This window comes from Hyphomonas sp. L-53-1-40 (assembly GCF_000682775.1).
GTDB lineage: Bacteria > Pseudomonadota > Alphaproteobacteria > Caulobacterales > Hyphomonadaceae > Hyphomonas.
The window spans coordinates 595,251-612,187 of sequence record NZ_AWFI01000012.1 but is presented as its reverse complement, the minus strand read 5'-3'; the positions used below and the strand labels follow the sequence as shown (position 1 = coordinate 612,187).

At 58.6% G+C, this 16,937-nt stretch carries 15 protein-coding genes; 9 read left to right on the top strand and 6 right to left on the bottom strand.

What is annotated here, in order from left to right:
- The first annotated feature begins 72 nt into the window (after positions 1-72).
- The 3 genes from L53_RS08810 (at position 73) to L53_RS08800 (ending at position 2,876) form a co-directional block, all read left to right on the top strand.
- Positions 73-876: a hypothetical protein gene (locus L53_RS08810; protein WP_034814141.1), complete on the top strand. Its 804-nt coding sequence runs from the start codon at positions 73-75 to the stop codon at positions 874-876.
- A 65-nt stretch (positions 877-941) separates the two neighbouring features.
- On the top strand, positions 942-1,925 hold the full coding sequence (locus tag L53_RS08805) for a hypothetical protein (RefSeq protein ID WP_034814140.1): 984 nt from the start codon (positions 942-944) through the stop codon (positions 1,923-1,925).
- A 15-nt stretch (positions 1,926-1,940) separates the two neighbouring features.
- On the top strand, positions 1,941-2,876 hold the full coding sequence (locus L53_RS08800; protein ID WP_034814139.1) for a hypothetical protein: 936 nt from the start codon (positions 1,941-1,943) through the stop codon (positions 2,874-2,876).
- A 12-nt stretch (positions 2,877-2,888) separates the two neighbouring features.
- Here the strand turns inward: L53_RS08800 and uvrA are convergent, their stop codons facing one another.
- Positions 2,889-5,963: an excinuclease ABC subunit UvrA gene (gene uvrA / locus L53_RS08795; RefSeq protein WP_034814138.1), complete on the bottom strand. Its 3,075-nt coding sequence runs from the start codon at positions 5,961-5,963 to the stop codon at positions 2,889-2,891.
- A 242-nt stretch (positions 5,964-6,205) separates the two neighbouring features.
- On the opposite strand from uvrA, the gene ssb reads away from it, so the two are divergent.
- The 6 genes from ssb (at position 6,206) to queA (ending at position 12,980) form a co-directional block, all read left to right on the top strand.
- Positions 6,206-6,685, top strand: a complete 480-nt coding sequence (gene ssb / locus L53_RS08790; protein WP_034814137.1) for a single-stranded DNA-binding protein — start codon at positions 6,206-6,208, stop codon at positions 6,683-6,685.
- 4 nt (positions 6,686-6,689) lie between these two features.
- Positions 6,690-7,547 carry an OXA-1090 family carbapenem-hydrolyzing class D beta-lactamase gene (gene blaOXA, locus L53_RS16370; protein WP_051607734.1) on the top strand — a complete coding sequence of 286 codons (858 nt, stop codon included), beginning with the start codon at positions 6,690-6,692 and terminating at the stop codon, positions 7,545-7,547.
- Positions 7,548-7,679: 132 nt separating this feature from the next.
- Entirely contained in the window at positions 7,680-10,472 is a 2,793-nt protein-coding gene (gene gyrA / locus L53_RS08780; protein ID WP_034814136.1) for a DNA gyrase subunit A, read from the top strand.
- A 44-nt stretch (positions 10,473-10,516) separates the two neighbouring features.
- Complete coding sequence (gene coaD, locus L53_RS08775; protein WP_034814135.1) at positions 10,517-11,014, top strand: pantetheine-phosphate adenylyltransferase; 498 nt, start codon at positions 10,517-10,519, stop codon at positions 11,012-11,014.
- On the top strand, positions 11,011-11,880 hold the full coding sequence (locus tag L53_RS08770) for a peptidylprolyl isomerase (RefSeq protein WP_051607733.1): 870 nt from the start codon (positions 11,011-11,013) through the stop codon (positions 11,878-11,880). The genes coaD and L53_RS08770 overlap by 4 nt, the downstream gene beginning before the upstream one ends.
- Before the next feature lie 26 nt (positions 11,881-11,906).
- On the top strand, positions 11,907-12,980 hold the full coding sequence (gene queA, locus L53_RS08765) for a tRNA preQ1(34) S-adenosylmethionine ribosyltransferase-isomerase QueA (protein ID WP_034814134.1): 1,074 nt from the start codon (positions 11,907-11,909) through the stop codon (positions 12,978-12,980).
- Positions 12,981-13,014: 34 nt separating this feature from the next.
- Here the strand turns inward: queA and L53_RS08760 are convergent, their stop codons facing one another.
- The 5 genes from L53_RS08760 to L53_RS08740 all read right to left on the bottom strand — a co-directional run bounded on the left by L53_RS08760 (position 13,015) and on the right by L53_RS08740 (position 16,843).
- Positions 13,015-13,410, bottom strand: coding sequence for a hypothetical protein (locus L53_RS08760; RefSeq protein WP_034814131.1), 396 nt, complete (start codon positions 13,408-13,410; stop codon positions 13,015-13,017).
- Positions 13,411-13,482: 72 nt separating this feature from the next.
- Complete coding sequence (locus L53_RS08755) at positions 13,483-13,962, bottom strand: PaaI family thioesterase (RefSeq protein ID WP_034814129.1); 480 nt, start codon at positions 13,960-13,962, stop codon at positions 13,483-13,485.
- On the bottom strand, positions 13,959-14,330 hold the full coding sequence (locus L53_RS08750; protein ID WP_034814126.1) for a tRNA-binding protein: 372 nt from the start codon (positions 14,328-14,330) through the stop codon (positions 13,959-13,961). Before L53_RS08750 ends, L53_RS08755 begins: the two co-directional genes overlap by 4 nt.
- Before the next feature lie 3 nt (positions 14,331-14,333).
- Complete coding sequence (locus tag L53_RS08745; RefSeq protein ID WP_034814125.1) at positions 14,334-15,101, bottom strand: SDR family NAD(P)-dependent oxidoreductase; 768 nt, start codon at positions 15,099-15,101, stop codon at positions 14,334-14,336.
- 83 nt (positions 15,102-15,184) lie between these two features.
- Positions 15,185-16,843 carry a DUF262 domain-containing protein gene (locus L53_RS08740; RefSeq protein ID WP_034814124.1) on the bottom strand — a complete coding sequence of 553 codons (1,659 nt, stop codon included), beginning with the start codon at positions 16,841-16,843 and terminating at the stop codon, positions 15,185-15,187.
- Positions 16,844-16,937 lie beyond the last annotated feature (94 nt).

The following is a 16,937-nucleotide window of genomic DNA, read 5'->3' as shown; positions in this document are numbered from 1 at the left end:
CCCCTCCGTCAAGATGGCGTTTGCCGTGATTCCTCGTGGCGAGCGCGCGATGAGGCGTGTAAGGAGTCGGATATGACTCGTGAACTCTCCATTCCAGGCCTTGTTTCAGAGGCATGGTCCCTTGCCCTGAAAGCGGCCCGGCCCAGCTCGGTCATCATGCTGGCCCTGATTGTTGCGGGCGGTATTTACACATTCGCCGTGGGGCCTGGATCTTCAATGGGCGATGCAGCTCCGGCCATTGCTGCGCTGGTCGTGTTCGTGGTGGGCATCGAGTTCTCACTGGTTGTGTACCGCGCCATGCTGGACACAAGGACGGGAGACCGATTGCGGCTCGCCCATGCAAACCTGGCGATCTACGTGGCGTTTCTGTTTGTGGGTGTCTTCATCGGATTCTTCCTCCTGATCCTGCCCGGAATCCTGCTCAAGGCTTCCGGCCGAGTGGATGTTGATGCGGAGACGCCGCCAGAAGTCGTGCAGGCCGCGCTGATCGATATGTTGCCGACCGCTTATGGCGCGGTGCTGATCCTTGCCTGTCTGGCGGGTGCAGCCATACTATTCTTCATGGCATTGCGTCTGTTGCTGGTTGGCGCTGCGACGGTTGCGACGGGCCAGACACTGGTGTTTCGCACATGGCCGTGGACCAAGGGCCACGCTGTGAAACTCGGCCTCGCGGGACTGGCGACACATATCCTGCCATTTGCGGTGGCGGTTCTGATCAACTGGACCTTGCGGGATGTCTGGGGCGATAGCGCCATTGGGGCCTTCCTGTCAGGCGCGATTGGCATGGCACTGCTGGTGCCGTTCCTGCTCGGCGGACATGGCCTTGCGGTGGCCACCCTGCACCAGCTGCATCCTGGCACCGAGCCAAGCGAATGATTGCGCCTGTCATCTAAATCGTCCTATCCTGACGCCTGATAAGCAGTTCAGGGGGGCTCTGCCACATGCCAAGCCGGTTTTCATTTGACGGTGCGTTGATGTTCGCGTTCCGTGCGGCGCATGCGCGGAGCTTTCTCTGGATATTTCCCCTCGCCTTTGCTGGCGTGTTCACCGTGTTCAGCTTGGCAATCCTGATTTTCGCCAAAGACGATTTTTTACGAGTATTCCAGACCATAGAAATGCTGGAACAGGCCTCGGTCGGTCGCGGCGACCCTCAAGCCGTATTCGCCGCGATATTGGGTGCGATGGAGCCCCTGGTCGGGTGGGCGGTCTTCGCCATGCTCGGCAGCTGGATCATCTGGGCAATGTTCGAAGCCGCATCGCAACGGCGATATGTTCGCGATGAGCGGTTTTCCCTCGGTTTCGGAGGGGATGAAATACGAACGATGGCGGTCGGACTCTGTTGGGCCGTGATGCAAACCCTGTTCATTATTGTACCGGTGCTCATGCTCTTTGGGGCCGTGTCCACGGCAGTGGGGCTTGCGGCCGATGGCATTACCGAGTCACAGATCGCAAGCAGCGTGGTTGGGACGATGCTTGGTGCATTTGGGCTCTGGTTCGTGCTGTTCTTTGTCTACGCGTTTTTCGCGACGCGGCTGGCACCGTGTTTCGGTCTCACCATAAAGGACAAGGCTTTCCGGTTCTTCGATGCCTGGAACGTGTCACGTGGCCGGTTCTGGCCAATCCTCGGTGCATATCTCATCCTCACCATTGTGGGCGGAATCGTTGTCAGCATCGCCGACCAAGTGCTCCAGTTGCCAATGATGTTCATGATGGCGCCAGCCTTTGAGAACGTTCAGACTGGCGATGACATTGCCGCGGCCATCATGAGCAGTGGGGTTATCGTGGTGTTGGCCATCTACCTGATTGCGCGTCTGTTCCTGTCGGGGCTGCTTATGCATGTCGCTGGCGCGCCCGCTGCGTTTGCGGCGAGGCATGACCCGCGCGGCAGTGTGGACGATACGTATCATGTGGATACTTTCAGCTGAAGAGAGGGCAAGCTGATGAATACTCTGGAATTTTCAGTCGGGAATGCGATGGGGCACTTCCGCAAAACCGGGGGACCGAAAGGGTTTCTCTGGAAATATGCGTTGGCATACGCACTGATCGGAATTGTTGTGCAGGGGCTCAGTTTCTACCTCATGGCGCCCATCTATGGTGCTGCGTTCAATCCCATCGTCATGGAAGATCCCGACATGATGGATCAGGTGATGCTGGAGAATATGGGCCGGGTGGCGCTCGGCTATCTGGTCTCTTTTGTCTTTGGTATCCTGATGTGGATCATGTTCGAAGCCGCCAGCCAGCGGCGCTACATGCGCGCCGACGGCTTCAGCCTGAAGCTTGGCGGTGATGAAGGCCGCCTGTTCGTAGTCGGCCTGTTCTGGTTCGGTCTGCTGATCCTGCTTTATATAGGGATGTTCATATTGCTGATGATCCCCATGCTCATCGGGGCTGCCGCAGGCGGTGACGGAGTTATGGCCGCAGGAGCTGTGGCTGTGATCGTCATGCTTGCCTACATGGTCTTCGCAATATGGGTCGCTGTGCGCTTCTCACCCGCCGCCGCCATGACCATTCGGGATCGCAAGATTCGGTTCGGCAGCGCGTGGCGTGTCACCAAAGGCAAAGTGTGGACGTTGATCGGCAGTTGGCTGATCCTGGCGCTGATCATGATGGCGATTATCTTTGTCTTGTATCTGGTTTTCGCGGTGACCGCTGTCCTGGCGTTGATGCCGGTCATGCAAAGCGGATCGGACGATCCGGCCGCAATACTCGCTGCCTTTGCATCGCCGGGATTCGTCATTCCCGCAATTTTCTTCGGGCTGATCTATATGGGGCTGGCTGGCATCATGATGCATGTGTTCGGTGGCCCCGCAGCATTGGCTGCGAAGACCGACCCGAACTGGACGGACACGGCGGCGATCAACGAGACTTTCGTTTAGCGCGACAGGCGATTACTTGGCAGGGCTCGGCGTGCGGGATTTCCGCTTTGCCGGGCTCTTTGCTTTTGGCGTTGCCTTGGTTGCGGCCTTTGCAGGGGCCTTGGCCTTCGGCCTAGCTGCAGCTTTGGCTTTCGCAGGCGCCTTTGCGGCGGCCTTCTTCGGTTTGGCGGCAGGCTTTGCCTTGCTCGTGCCTTCGGCTCGCAATCGCTTGTTGCGCGCGGCGCGGCGCTCGTCCTGACGTCGGAACGTCTCGGCGAGGTGTTTACCGGTCCAACTGTCGGTGCAGGCAGCAATATCTTCCGGTGTGCCATAAGCGACCAGTTCGCCGCCGCCATCGCCGCCTTCAGGGCCGAGGTCCAGCACCCAGTCCGCCGTTTTCACCACATCCAGATTGTGCTCGATCACGACGACCGTGTTGCCGGTGTCGACGAGGGAGTGCAGCACTTCGAGAAGCTTGCGAACGTCCTCGAAATGCAGGCCGGTAGTCGGTTCGTCGAGAATGTAGAGCGTCTTGCCGGTGGCGCGCTTGGAGAGCTCCTTGGCGAGCTTCACCCGCTGGGCTTCGCCGCCCGACAAAGTCGTTGCCTGCTGGCCGACTTTCACATAGCCAAGGCCGACCTGATTCAATGTGTCGAGCTTGGTCGAAATCGCAGGCACGGCGGAGAAGAATTTCGCGGCGTCTTCCACTGTCATGTCCAGTACGTCGGCAATCGACTTGCCCTTGAACAGGACTTCCAGCGTCTCGCGATTGTAGCGCTTGCCTTTGCAGGTTTCGCACGTGACATAGACGTCTGGCAGGAAATGCATTTCGATCTTGATGACGCCGTCGCCCTGACAGGCTTCACAGCGCCCGCCTTTCACGTTGAAGCTGAACCGGCCAGGTGCGTAGCCGCGCGCCTTGGCCTCGGGCAGTCCGGCAAACCAGTCGCGGATCGGGCCGAAGGCACCGGTATAAGTGGCCGGGTTAGAGCGTGGTGTACGGCCAATCGGGCTCTGGTCAATGTCGATGACCTTGTCGAGATGCTGCAGACCTTCAAGACTTTGGTACGGTTGTGGCGGGCTCGACGCGCCATTCAGCTTGCGCGCAAGTGCCTTGTAAAGCGTCTCGATGATCAGCGTGGACTTGCCGCCGCCGGAGACGCCCGTGATGCAGGTAAAGCTGCCAAGCGGGATCGTCGCGTCGACATTTTTCAGATTGTTGCCGGTGGCCCCCTTCAGGGTCACCTTGCGCTTGGCTTTCTCAACCGGTCGACGCATCGGAATCGGGATTTCCTTGGTGCCGTTCAGATAGTCTGCTGTCAGGCTTTTCGGACTGGCCATCACTTCATCGGGCGTACCCTCGGCAATGATCTGGCCGCCATGCACACCAGCGGCCGGTCCCATGTCGATAACATGGTCGGCGGTCAGGATAGCATCCTCGTCATGTTCCACGACGATCACGGAGTTCCCAAGGTCACGCAGGCGTTTCAGCGTTTCCAGCAGGCGATCATTGTCGCGCTGGTGCAGGCCAATACTCGGCTCATCCAGCACGTAGAGCACGCCGGTCAGGCCGGAGCCGATCTGGCTGGCGAGCCGGATGCGCTGGCTCTCCCCGCCGGACAGCGTGCCGGAGGCGCGGCTGAGCGTCAGGTATTCCAGGCCGACATCATTGAGGAAGTCGAGCCGGTCATTGATTTCTTTCAGGATGCGTCCGGCGATCTCGTTCTGCTGTTTGGTCAGCGCCTTGTGCGCATTGCCAAACCAGATGTGAGCATCCTTGATGGAGAAAACCGAGGCGTCGGAAATGTCGAGACTGTCGATCTTCACTGCCAGTGCTTCAGGTTTGAGACGCTTGCCACCGCAGGCCGGGCAGGGTGCAGCTGCCTGAAATTTCGCGATCTCATCACGCACCCATTGGCTGTCGGTCTCGCGATAGCGGCGCTCAAGGTTCGGGATGACGCCTTCGAACGTCTTCTTCACCTCATAACGGCGCATGCCGTCGTCGTAGACGAAATTGATTTCTTCTTCGCCCGTGCCGAACAGGATCATCTGGTGGATGTCCTCCGACAATTTGTTCCAGGGCTTCTTCAGGTCAAACCGGTAGTGCGCTGACAGGGCCTGCAGGGTCTGGGTCTGGTAGGGTGAGGTTGATTTGGCCCAGGGCGCGATTGCGCCATTCAGCAGGTCAAGATCCTTGTCCGGAACAACCAGTCCGGCATCCACCTTCAATTGCTGTCCGAGACCGTCACAGGTCGGGCAGGCCCCAAAAGGATTGTTGAACGAGAACAGGCGCGGCTCGATCTCGGGAATGGTGAAGCCGGAGACCGGGCAGGCGAAATTGGCGCTGTAGGTAATGCGCTTCGGCTCGGTCTCGCCTTCTTCGAGATCGGCATATTCGCCGATAGCGATGCCGTTTGCGAGTCCGATCGCCGTCTCGAAACTCTCGGCAAGACGCTGTTCCATGCCCTCGCGCACGACGATCCGGTCGACCACAACGTCGATGTCATGCTTGAATTTCTTGTCCAGTTTGGGCGGATTTTCCAGTTCGTGAAACTCACCGTCGACCTTGACGCGCTGGTAGCCATTCTTGAGCAGTTCAGCAAATTCCTTGCGGTACTCCCCTTTCCGCCCACGGACGATGGGGGCGAGCAAGTAGAGTCGCGTGCCTTCGGGCAGGTCCATTGTGCGGTCGACCATCTGGCTGACGGTCTGGCTCTCGATGGGCAGGCCAGTGGCGGGAGAATAAGGAATACCGACGCGCGCCCACAGCAAACGCATGTAGTCGTAAATCTCGGTAACCGTACCAACGGTCGAGCGCGGGTTTCGGCTGGTTGTCTTCTGCTCAATCGAGATAGCGGGCGACAGGCCCTCAATGCTCTCTACATCCGGCTTCTGCATCAGCTCCAGAAATTGGCGCGCATAGGCCGAAAGGCTCTCGACATAACGGCGCTGGCCTTCGGCATAGATCGTGTCGAAAGCCAGCGAAGATTTGCCTGATCCCGACAGGCCGGTCATCACGACCAGCTCGCCGCGGGGAATATCCACGTCGACATTCTTGAGATTATGTTCCTTGGCGCCGCGCACGCGGATGAAGGGAGACTCTGCCATTGACGGGCTCTCTGCTGGATTGATGCTCGTTTCGCCAGCGAAACGGGACTAAATATCTGCTAGGTCCTATGTGTGCCTTGAGTCCAGCTTGACGACAAGAACAAAATGTGAACATACAGCGGGCGCTGCTTTTTCATGCCGAAGGCGGGGGAATTTTCACCGCAGCGGGCGACACACCGCCTTGAGCAGAGTAAAAGCGGATTCGAATCGAAAGCGAAACAGACCGGAGCGGAGTTGGAACCATGGCAGGATCAGTGAACAAGGTCATTCTTGTCGGAAATGTTGGACAGGACCCGGAAGTCCGCCAGTTCCAGAATGGCGGTCAGGTCGCCAGCTTCTCGCTCGCCACGTCCGAGACGTGGAAGGACAAGAATACGGGCGAACGCAAGGAAAAGACCGAATGGCATCGCGTCTCGGTTTTCAGCGAGGGCCTTGTCCGCGTTGTCCAGAATTATATCAAAAAGGGCTCCAAACTCTATATCGAGGGCCAACTCGAGACCCGCAAATGGCAGGACAAGGATGGCCAGGACCGCTACACGACTGAAGTCGTGCTGCGCGGCTTCAACTCCACGCTGACCATGCTGGACAGCCGCAATGAAGGCGGTGGCCGGTCTTCCGGCAACGATTTCGGCGGCTATCAGGGGCAGGCTGGCGCGCCGCGCCAGATGAGCGGTCCGCAGGAAAGTTTCAGCCAGGACCTCGACGACGAGATCCCGTTCTAGCGCTATGCGGGCAGGCTGGCATCCTGCGCACTGGTTGGCGGTGGCTTTGGTCGCCGTGCTGGGCGCATGCCAGTCTCCGCCGAGTGTCCCGGTCGGAAATCTTGATCCTGTCCTTGCCAGCAAATCCCTGACGCAGGATACAGCGGCGCTCGTCGTCTATCGGCTTGAAGACGGTCGGACATGGACCACCAGCGGTGAGCGGCCATCTGAGCGTTTCGTGGCCGCATCGACCTCCAAGATCCCGCACACGCTGATTGCCTTGGAGACAGGCGCTGTCAGCGGCTCCGATGAGTGGTTTGAGTGGGGTGGTGAGACACGGTTCTTGCCTGGGTGGAATGAAAGCCAGGACTTTGCTTCTGCCTTCCAGCGCTCGACAGTGTGGATCTACCAGACGGTCACGCCGCGTATCGGCAGTGTGGCGCTGAGCACTTGGCTCGCGCGCTTTGGCTATGGAAACGCTGACACGGGCACCGAGGACGATATTCAGACCTATTGGCTGAAGGGCCCGCTGAAGACCTCCGCGCGGGAGCAAGTCGTGTTTCTCGCGAAACTGTCTGCCCGCACTTTGCCGCTTTCGGCGCGGACCTATGAGCAGGCAATTCCGATGATGCTCGCCGAGGAGGGTGATGGCTGGTCGATCCATGCCAAGACGGGTTGGAAGAGTGTGCCCGGTGAAACGGATATCGGCTGGTATGTTGGCTGGCTGGAACAGACCGAAGGTGACGCTCCCGGTACATATGCATTCGCGTTCAATCTGGACATGAACGCTGAAAATCCGGCACTGAAAACGCGCAAAGAGGCGGTCCGCAAAGCGCTCGAAACCATCGGGGCGCTGAGCCCTGCTTCCGAGACCCCGTTTTAGGGCGATTTCGCCCGTATTTACTGCTATTTTGGCCCTGTCGCATTTGTTTCAATCATGGCGGGATGCTAGACATGTTCCTGTATCGGAACAGGTGATTCCCGTTAATTTCACCGTAGCCAGGACGAATTCTCCATGAGCGACGACACAACTCCGCCAGACGACCCGGAAACGCCAGAAAATGGCGGTGAGGGCAGCGCGCCCCTTCCGGACGGCATTGAGCTGATTTCTATCGAATCCGAGCTGAAAAGCTCCTATCTCGACTATGCGATGAGCGTCATCGTGAGCCGGGCGCTGCCGGATGTGCGGGATGGTCTGAAACCTGTTCATCGCCGCATTCTATATGCGATGAACGAGGGCGGTAACACGCCCAGCAAGCCGTACAAGAAATCTGCAAATATCGTCGGCGCGGTGATGGGTAACTACCACCCGCACGGTGACTCTGCGATCTATGACGCGCTGGTGCGCATGGCCCAACCATTCTCGATGGGCGTGACGCTCGTAGACGGTCAGGGCAATTTCGGCTCGATCGACAATGATCCACCAGCCGCCATGCGTTATACCGAAAGCCGCATGACGAAGGAGGCGACCTATCTGCTCGCCGATATCGACAAGGATACGGTCGACTTCCAGGACAATTATGACGGATCCCAGAAAGAGCCGATTGTCCTGCCGGCGCAGTATCCGAACCTGCTGGTCAATGGTGCTGGCGGCATCGCGGTCGGTATGGCGACGAATATCCCGCCGCACAATCTGGGCGAAGTGATCGACGCGACACTGGCAATCATCGAAGACCCGACGCTGGATGAAGACGCCCTGCTCGAAATCGTCCCCGGTCCTGACTTCCCGACCGGCGGCCAGATCATGGGCATGTCCGGCAGCCGCAAGGCGATGACCACCGGCCGCGGCAGCGTGATCATGCGCGCCAAGACCGATATCGAAGAAGCCAAGAATGGCCGTCAGGCCATTATCGTGACCGAAATTCCCTATCAGGTGAACAAGGCCGCGATGATTACAAAGATCGCGGAACTCGTGCGTGACAAGCGCATCGAAGGCATCGCTGACCTGCGGGACGAATCCGACCGGAACGGCATTCGTGTTGTGGTCGAACTGAAAAAGGATGCGAGCGCGGAAGTGGTGCTGAACCAGCTCTTCCGTTTCAGCCAGATGCAAACCAGTTTCGGCGTCAACATGCTGGCCCTGAATGGTGGTCGCCCGGAGCTGATGAACCTGCGCAAAGTGCTCGATTGCTTTGTGGCTTTCCGTCAGGAAGTTGTGGTTCGCCGCACCAAGCACGAATTGAACAAGGCGCGCGACCGCGCCCACGTTCTTGTCGGCCTGGCCATGGCCGTGGCCAACATTGACGAAGTCATTCGCATCATACGCTATTCGCCCGATCCGAATGCAGCCCGCGAAGCTCTGCTCGAGAAAGCGTGGCCGATCATGGATATGGGCCCGCTGCTGGATCTGATCGCGGACCGCCGGACCCGCAAGGGCGACGGCGACACGATCTATCTGTCCGATGAGCAAGCGCGCTCCATTCTTGCGCTGCAGCTGTCCCGTCTGACGGGCCTCGGCCGTGACGAGATTGGCAATGAAGCCAAGGGTCTGTCCGAGAAGATCGAGGAATTCCTCAGCATCCTGCGGTCGCGCCAGCGTGTTCTGGACATCATCAAGGGCGAGCTCTCTGAAGTTAAAGAGAAATTCGCCGTTCCACGACGGTCGGAATTCGCCTTTGGCGGCATCGACATGGAAGACGAAGACCTGATCGAGGTCGAAGACATGGTCGTGGCCGTGACGCATGGCGGCTACGTCAAGCGTACCCCGCTCTCGACCTATCGTACGCAGCATCGGGGCGGCAAGGGCCGCTCGGGCATGAACATGAAGGACGAGGACTTCGTCGTGAACGTGTTCTCGGCGACCACGCATACTGAAGTCCTCTTCTTCTCCTCGGCCGGCATGGTCTACAAGGAGAAGGTCTGGCGCTTGCCGATTGGTGGGCCGAACTCGCGCGGCAAGGCGCTGGTCAATATCTTCCCACTGGCCGCCGATGAGCGTATCGAAAGCGTCATGCCGCTGCCGGAGGACGATGAGTCCCGCAATGAGCTGGACGTCATGTTCGCGACGAAGACCGGCACGGTCCGCCGTAACAAGTTGTCAGATTTCACTCGCGTGAACCGCAACGGCAAGATCGCGATGAAGCTGGAAGATGATGACGGCATCGTGTCAGTGAAGATCTGTTCCGAGAAGGACGATATCCTGCTGACCACAGCGCTTGGCCAGTGTATCCGCTTTGCCGTTCCGGATGTACGTGTCTTTGCGGGGCGCAATTCGACCGGTGTCCGGGGCATCCGTCTGGGTGAAGGAGATGAAGTGATCTCCATGGGCATTCTGCGCCACATGGATGTCACGTCGGAGGAGGCGCGCGGCTATCTGAAGCACGCCGCCGCGATGCGCCGCGCTGCGACGGGCGAGGAAGAGGAAGTCTCGGACGATGATGGCGAAGAAGCCGTCGACGAGGCTGCCTTGAGCGCTGAACGCATTGCCGAACTTGGCGCCGCCGAGGAATTCATCCTGACTATTGCCGATGACGGCATGGGCAAGCGCTCGTCAGCCTATGACTACCGTGTCACTGGCCGCGGTGGTAAAGGCCTTGTCGCCCAGAATATTTGGGGACGCGACAAGAAGCTGGGCCCGGTCAAGCAGGTGGCGCAATCCTTCACGGTGGGCGACGGCGATCAGGTCATGCTGGTCACCAATGCAGGCCAGCTGATCCGCACGCCTGTGGAGCAGATCCGCATTGCCGGTCGGTCGACGGGCGGCGTCTGGGTGCTCCGCACAGCCGAAGGCGAACGTGTGGTTTCTGTCGCACGGCTTGTGGAAGACGCTGAAACCGCTATGGATGATGCCGAAGATACGGGAGACTAAATCCCGTACTTAAATCGGACCTGAAAGGCGGGGAGGACAGGCTTTTGCATCGCGTAGGACTATATCCAGGAACATTCGACCCGCCGACGAACGGCCATCTTGATATCATTGGCCGAGCCCGCAAGCTGGTGGACACGCTGATCATTGGCGTGGCGATCAATGAGGCCAAGAAACCCCTGTTCCCGCTACAGGAGCGTGTCGACATGGTGCGGTCAGAGTGCGCCAAAATGAACGGACCGGGCTTGGCCGATATCAAGGTCATGCCGATGCATGGCTTGCTCATGAAGTTCGCAGAGGCTTGTGAAGCTCATATTATCGTGCGTGGCCTGCGCGCGGTTCAGGATTTCGAATACGAATTTCAGATGACCGCCATGAACGAACAACTGAATCCCGACATTGAAACCGTGTTTCTCATGGCCGATGTTAGGCATCAGGCCGTGGCCTCTCGGCTCGTAAAGGAAATTGCGAGCCTGGGCGGGGATATCACGCCGTTTGTAACGCCCGACGTAAAACGGGCCCTGCTGGAGAAGTATGAAAAATGAAGTTTGCCGCTTTTGCGCTTGCCGCTTCCGCCATCGCCCTGACAGCCACGGCCGATACCACAGAAAGCGCAGCGCCAGCGGAAGACGCCCCGGCAACTTTTACGGTTGAAGACGTCAAGGCTGATATGGCCAACTGGCGTGCCGTGGACCCCGAGCGACTGTTCATTTTCAATACCAACAAGGGGCGCATCCTGATCGAAGCGTTCCCGGAAGTCGCTCCCAAGCATTTCGCGCAATTTTCTACCATTATCCGGTCTGGCGATTATGCGGGCACCAAGTTCCATCGCGTGATCGAAGGTTTCATGGCGCAAGGTGGCGACATTCGCGCCATCAATGGTACGGGCTCTGGCCTGCCGGGCATCGAAGCTGAATTCACGTTCCGCCGCAATCCGGAGGAGATGCCGCTGGATTATGCGATTGGTGAGCGCGACGACGCAGACAATGGCTATATCAACGGCTTTCCGATCGCGACTCGCCCGCTTTGGCTGGCTCAAGACCTCGGGAACGAAACCATCGAAAGCTGGATCCCGCATTGCGCGGGCGTGGTGTCTACTGCGCGCCTTGGCAATGATGTGAACTCCGGCAATTCGCAATTCTTCCTGATGCGTGGACATACCGAGCATCTCGACAAGCAATACACCGCCTGGGGCCGTGTGCTTGACGGGCAGGATGTGGTCATGTCGATTAAGAAAGGTCCGAATGGCACTGATGGAGTGGTCGCGGATCCGGCTGCCCTGCCGGAAGGTGAGCGCCCCCAGGCTTGGGTCATGCGCACGGACAGTGATCTGTTTGCCGACCTGATCACCGGGCCCGGCCGTCCGCATGTTTGTAGCCTGCCGCCCGTTCCAACGGTCGTTGAAGACTAGAGACTTTCTGGTCGGGGCATCGCCGCATGGACTTGTCCGAATTCGAGTTTGACCTGCCGGAGCAGTTGATTGCGCTGCGCCCGGCCGATCCGCAGGATTCTGCGCGTCTGCTGGTGGTGCATGGCGATGGGCGGTTGGAAGATGCGACTATACGTGACCTGCCGCGCTACCTGTCGGCTGGTGATGTCATGGTTTTCAATGACACGCGTGTGCTGCCCGCTGCATTGACCGGCGTCCGTCCGGCGCGCGATGAGTCTGGGCAGGACGTGGCGTGCGATGTCAATCTGACCGAGCGGATGGATGCGCGGCGTTGGCGCGCACTGGCAAGGCCGGGTCGTCGGCTGAAAGAAAGCGACACGATTATCTTTGCCGAAGGCTTTTCCGCTGAGATCACTGGTCGCCATGAAGGCGGCGAAATAGAATTGTGCTTCTCGCTTGCGGGTGATGCATTGACCGAAGCGCTCCAAGCCCATGGCGCGATGCCGTTGCCGCCATACATCGCGCGCCGCCGCCCGGCGGATGCCATGGACCGCGAAACTTATCAGACCAGGTTTGCTGGCGAGGACGCAGCCTCCGTTGCCGCTCCTACAGCTGGTTTGCACTTCACACCCCGCTTGTTGGCTGACGTTGATGCGGCTGGCATTGTGCGGGAGATCGTCCGCCTGCATGTTGGGCTCGGCACGTTCAAACCATTGGAAGCTGCGCAGCTTGAAGCAAATCGTCTGCATGAAGAATGGAGACGTCTGACGCCGGAGGTGGCGGTCAGGCTGAACACGGCGCGGGCCGGTGGACACCGTGTGGTGCCAGTCGGCACAACGGCTATGCGAACACTGGAGAGTTGTGTTGATACGGATGGTATCCTGCACGCGGCGACTGGCCCAACGGACATCTTCCTGAAGCCGGGCGATGCCGTTCGCGCGACAGACGCCCTGGTGACGAATTTCCACCTTTCGGGCTCCAGCCTTTTCATGCTGGTGTGCGCACTGATGGGGACGGAGATCATGCAGGCGGCTTATGCACACGCTATTGCCAGTGAGTACCGTTTCTACTCGTATGGCGATGCTTGCCTGTTACTCCCAACGAAAAATCCCCGCGCCTGAAGCACGGGGATTTGACAGTCATTTCATCGTGTTGCTAGCGAACTTTCACGGTTGCGCGAACACCATCAGGTTCATACTTGCGGCCATTATCATTATAGCAGAACGTTGTGTCATAGCGAACGCGCTCGCCGTCTTCCCAAGTATACTGGAAGGACTCATAACAGTCGTAGCCCTTATAGCGCGCGTTCCAGCGGTGCTCGCGACGTATCTCGTGGCGTGTGTGCCAATGACCGGACTCATAACCATCATAAACATATGTTTCGTGGCGATGCCGCGGATGTGGATCCGCAGTTCTTACCCCGACCCCGACTTCCACATCGGTGTCCACCCCAACGCCGATGCCGAGTTGAGCGTATGCTGGGGATGTGGCGAGTGCGGTCGCAGCGCTCAGAGCGCCAGCTGCGGCAACATATTTCAATGACTTCATCATGGTCAGCTCCTTAAATAGCTTATGCTATAAACGGGGCGCTGATGCTCAGGTTCCTGATGTCCTGATATTGCCTTATTTCGAGATGGCAGGCTGGCCCAACTCGTCGCGGGTCCGGATGGCCTTGGCGGCGGTGATCTTTGCCAGCAGGCGTCCATTGGCATCCTTCCACTCGGCTTCGACCAGCCCAGTCGTGCGACCGCGACTGACAAGTCGACCTTCGATCGTGATCAGGCCGTGGCCGACAGGGCGTAGAATGCGGGTCTGCAATTCCATTGTCGTGAACCATTCGCCTTCGGCCAGCGCGCTTGCCATGGTGATGGATACGATATGGTCTGAAAAGCCAGCTACCCAACCGCCGAAGGCGCGGTTCTCACTGATATCGCGGTCGCCCGTATTCGGCCACTCATACCGCGTATAGCCATAGTCGAATTCCTTCAGCCAGAGATCCGGGCGGATGCCGAGGTTCTTGAGGCCGAGTGGAGGCTGCCATGTGCCATCTTGCAAATTGCTGAGGAAGGTTTTGGCTTGGGTGGAAAGCGTGTGTTCTGTCATGCGAGTCTCGCGCCATTGGGAACTGGATGATCTGGAGAGAACAGGACGATGCGGTTATCCGTGTCCGGAAAACCCAGCGTCAGGACTTCAGACATGAATTTGCCGATCTGGCGCGGTGGAAAATTGACCACGGCCGCGACTTGTCGTCCAACCAGTTGTTCGGGGGAATAATGTTCGGTTATCTGCGCCGACGATTTCTTTGTGCCGACGCCCGGTCCGAAATCGATCAGGAGGCGGATGGAAGGCTTGCGCGCGCCTTCCAGCGGCGCAGCCTCAATAATGGTGCCGACGCGAATGTCGATCTGGCGAAACGTATCGAAACTGGTTTCGTCGGCGGGGCCGGATTCAGGAGAGTCTGTAAGATGCACGGATCAAACGATCACGGACCCGCCGTCCACGACCACCATCTGGCCGGCCATGTAGGCGCCCGCCTTGGAGGCGAGGAAGACAGCGGCGCCAGCAATATCTTCCGGATCGCCGATGCGACGCATGGGCGTGCCTTTTTCGACGCGTGCCGCCATTTCGGGGTTCTCCCACAGGGCCCGGGCGAAATCTGTCTTAATCAGGCCTGGTGCGACACAGTTCACCCGAATATTGTGAGGGCCGAGCTCGAGTGCGTAATTGCGGGCCAGCTGGAAGTCGGCAGCTTTGGAGATATTGTATGCGCCAATTGTACTTGAGCCTTTCAGGCCGCCGATTGACGAGATGATAACGATGGCGCCATCCTTGCGCTCTTTCATTTCAGGCGCGACCAACTGGATCAGCCAGTGGTTTGAGATGATGTTGTTGGACAAGATCTTCTCAAAGGATTCGTCATCGATCTCCTCCAGCGGGCCATAATACGGGTTCGACGCCGCATTGCAGACGAGAATGTCGATCTGGCCGAATTCGGCCCGTGTTTTCTCGGCCAGATTCTTCAGGTCATCCTTCGAAGAAATATTGGCCGGGATTGCAATCGCCGTCCCATCGCCATGCTTGGCGTTCAACGCGTCAGCTACCTCCTGGCACGGGCCCGGCTTGCGGGACGAGATCACCACGCGCGCGCCTTGTTCGGCCATCTGCTCGGCGATGGACTTGCCTATGCCACGCGAAGATCCGGTGATGACAGCAGTTTTTCCCGTAAGGTCGAACAGGCTCATGGTGAGGCTCCCTAACATTTATCGTTGCAGACTCGTTAGCACAGGAGTCCGCTTCGAACAGGGGTCACGCTAGGAAAAGCCGATCAGGCGAGTTGCCATTCTATCATGAGGATTTCGGCGAGCCGTTCCGTACGTTTTCTAACCACTTCTGACGTCCAGGCTTCCTGATCAACCAGATCTCGTGTCAGCGCGAAATCCTGTCCGCCACCGCCATTGAAATAGACTTCTTTCTTGGCGCGATAGTCGAGCCGGTCGGCTTTCTGGTTCACCTTGTTGGTCAGCAGGACGAAATTGCCGAGCGTGTCGCACTGCTCGCGCCGCTTGGCCGGATCCGGCCAGGTGATCATCCAGTGGCTATCTTCGCTGATATTGCGGGGCAGGACATGTTCGACCGTCGCGTCAGACTGAGGAGCAATGGTGAAGCCGCCGTCCAGCGCCGCATTCAGGCGCAGCGCCATTGAGCGCCTCTGACCGAACGTTGCGAACCGGCCAAGCATTCTGTCAAAGGCGCGGCGGGACTCATCCTTGGTGATGTTGAACGGGCTCCCGCGGCCATACAGCGTGCGGCTGTTGCCGATATTCTCGTTCACCTTGTTGAAGCGTTTTGTGCGTTGGTCGCGATCAGTGAGGACCAGCATGATGATATACGAAAGCCGCTCCAGCTTGGTGAAGAATTCCGGCGCACTCTCATGTTCAACGCCATGCTCGACAAGGAATTTGAGCGCCGGAGCGCGCCAGCTTGTCTGATCCAGCGCGCGCATCTGGTTCAGCTTGTCACTGATCAGTTTGGCGTGTGGGCCTTTGTCCAAATTGGCGGTTGTGATGACCTTGTACGCTGCGACATAGCGGGGTAGGACGTCATCAAGGAAACCGCGTGCGGTGATCTTCGGGATGACGTTTTTCAGGAAGCCGGTGATCAACTCACCCTTCGATGATTTGTCATAGATTGAGCGGATCTGGCGAAGCAGGTCGTCGAACGCGCTGCCGCCCAGAGCAGCCTCATGCTCGGCCCAGCGCTCTGAGTAAAAGCTTGCTTCTTCAGTCGTGAACTTCGACCTTTGGAACAGTTCGGTCTTGATGATGTCGTGTGCGCCCGGCTCTTTGCCGCGCGTGTTGAGTACACGGAAGACCTTGAAGCCCTGGTCCTTGTCGTTCACCACCACGCGAACCAGCGCGCAGCGATTCATCGTGACATCTGCCAGGGCATTCCGATCTGTGTCTGACAGGGCCTTCACGCGCTTCAGTAGCGTGCGGGCATTTTGAACCATGCGACGTTGGCTGTCACTGTCCCCGGACTCGCCATCCAGCCGCAGCGTGGCACCGGGGGTCTGAATCATGTGGCGGAAAAACGGCCCGTCCATATGGTTAAGTTGCAAGCGCCAACTCGCGGTCTCTCCCAGCATGGGGCGTGCCTCGTCAGCAATCAGAGCGTGAATTTCCGCACTTTTCGACGGGTCGGATTCAATGTCTCGCAGGACAGAGAGCAGGATGGTCAGCGTCGTGAGGCGCTGCTGGCCGTCGACAATCTCCAGCAAGCCTTCTTCCGTGCCGCGGTTCAGAACCACAGCCCCGACAAAGTGGGGTGTGCCGGTTTCGGCGGCGTCAAGAAGGTCAGTCAGGAGTTCGCCAGCCTCGCGCTCCGTCCAGGAGTAACTTCTCTGGTAGGGCGGCATGCAGAGCCGTTCGCTGGGGCCGAAAATACTCTTGAGCGAGCTCTCCTGGGCACGTACGCCGAGATCCATACTGGCATCCTCTATACAAGCTTTGTGCCTAGCCCTTGCCAAGTGTCATCACAACGGCACATGAACGGCTTGCAACGCGTTTGCGGAAAAAGTG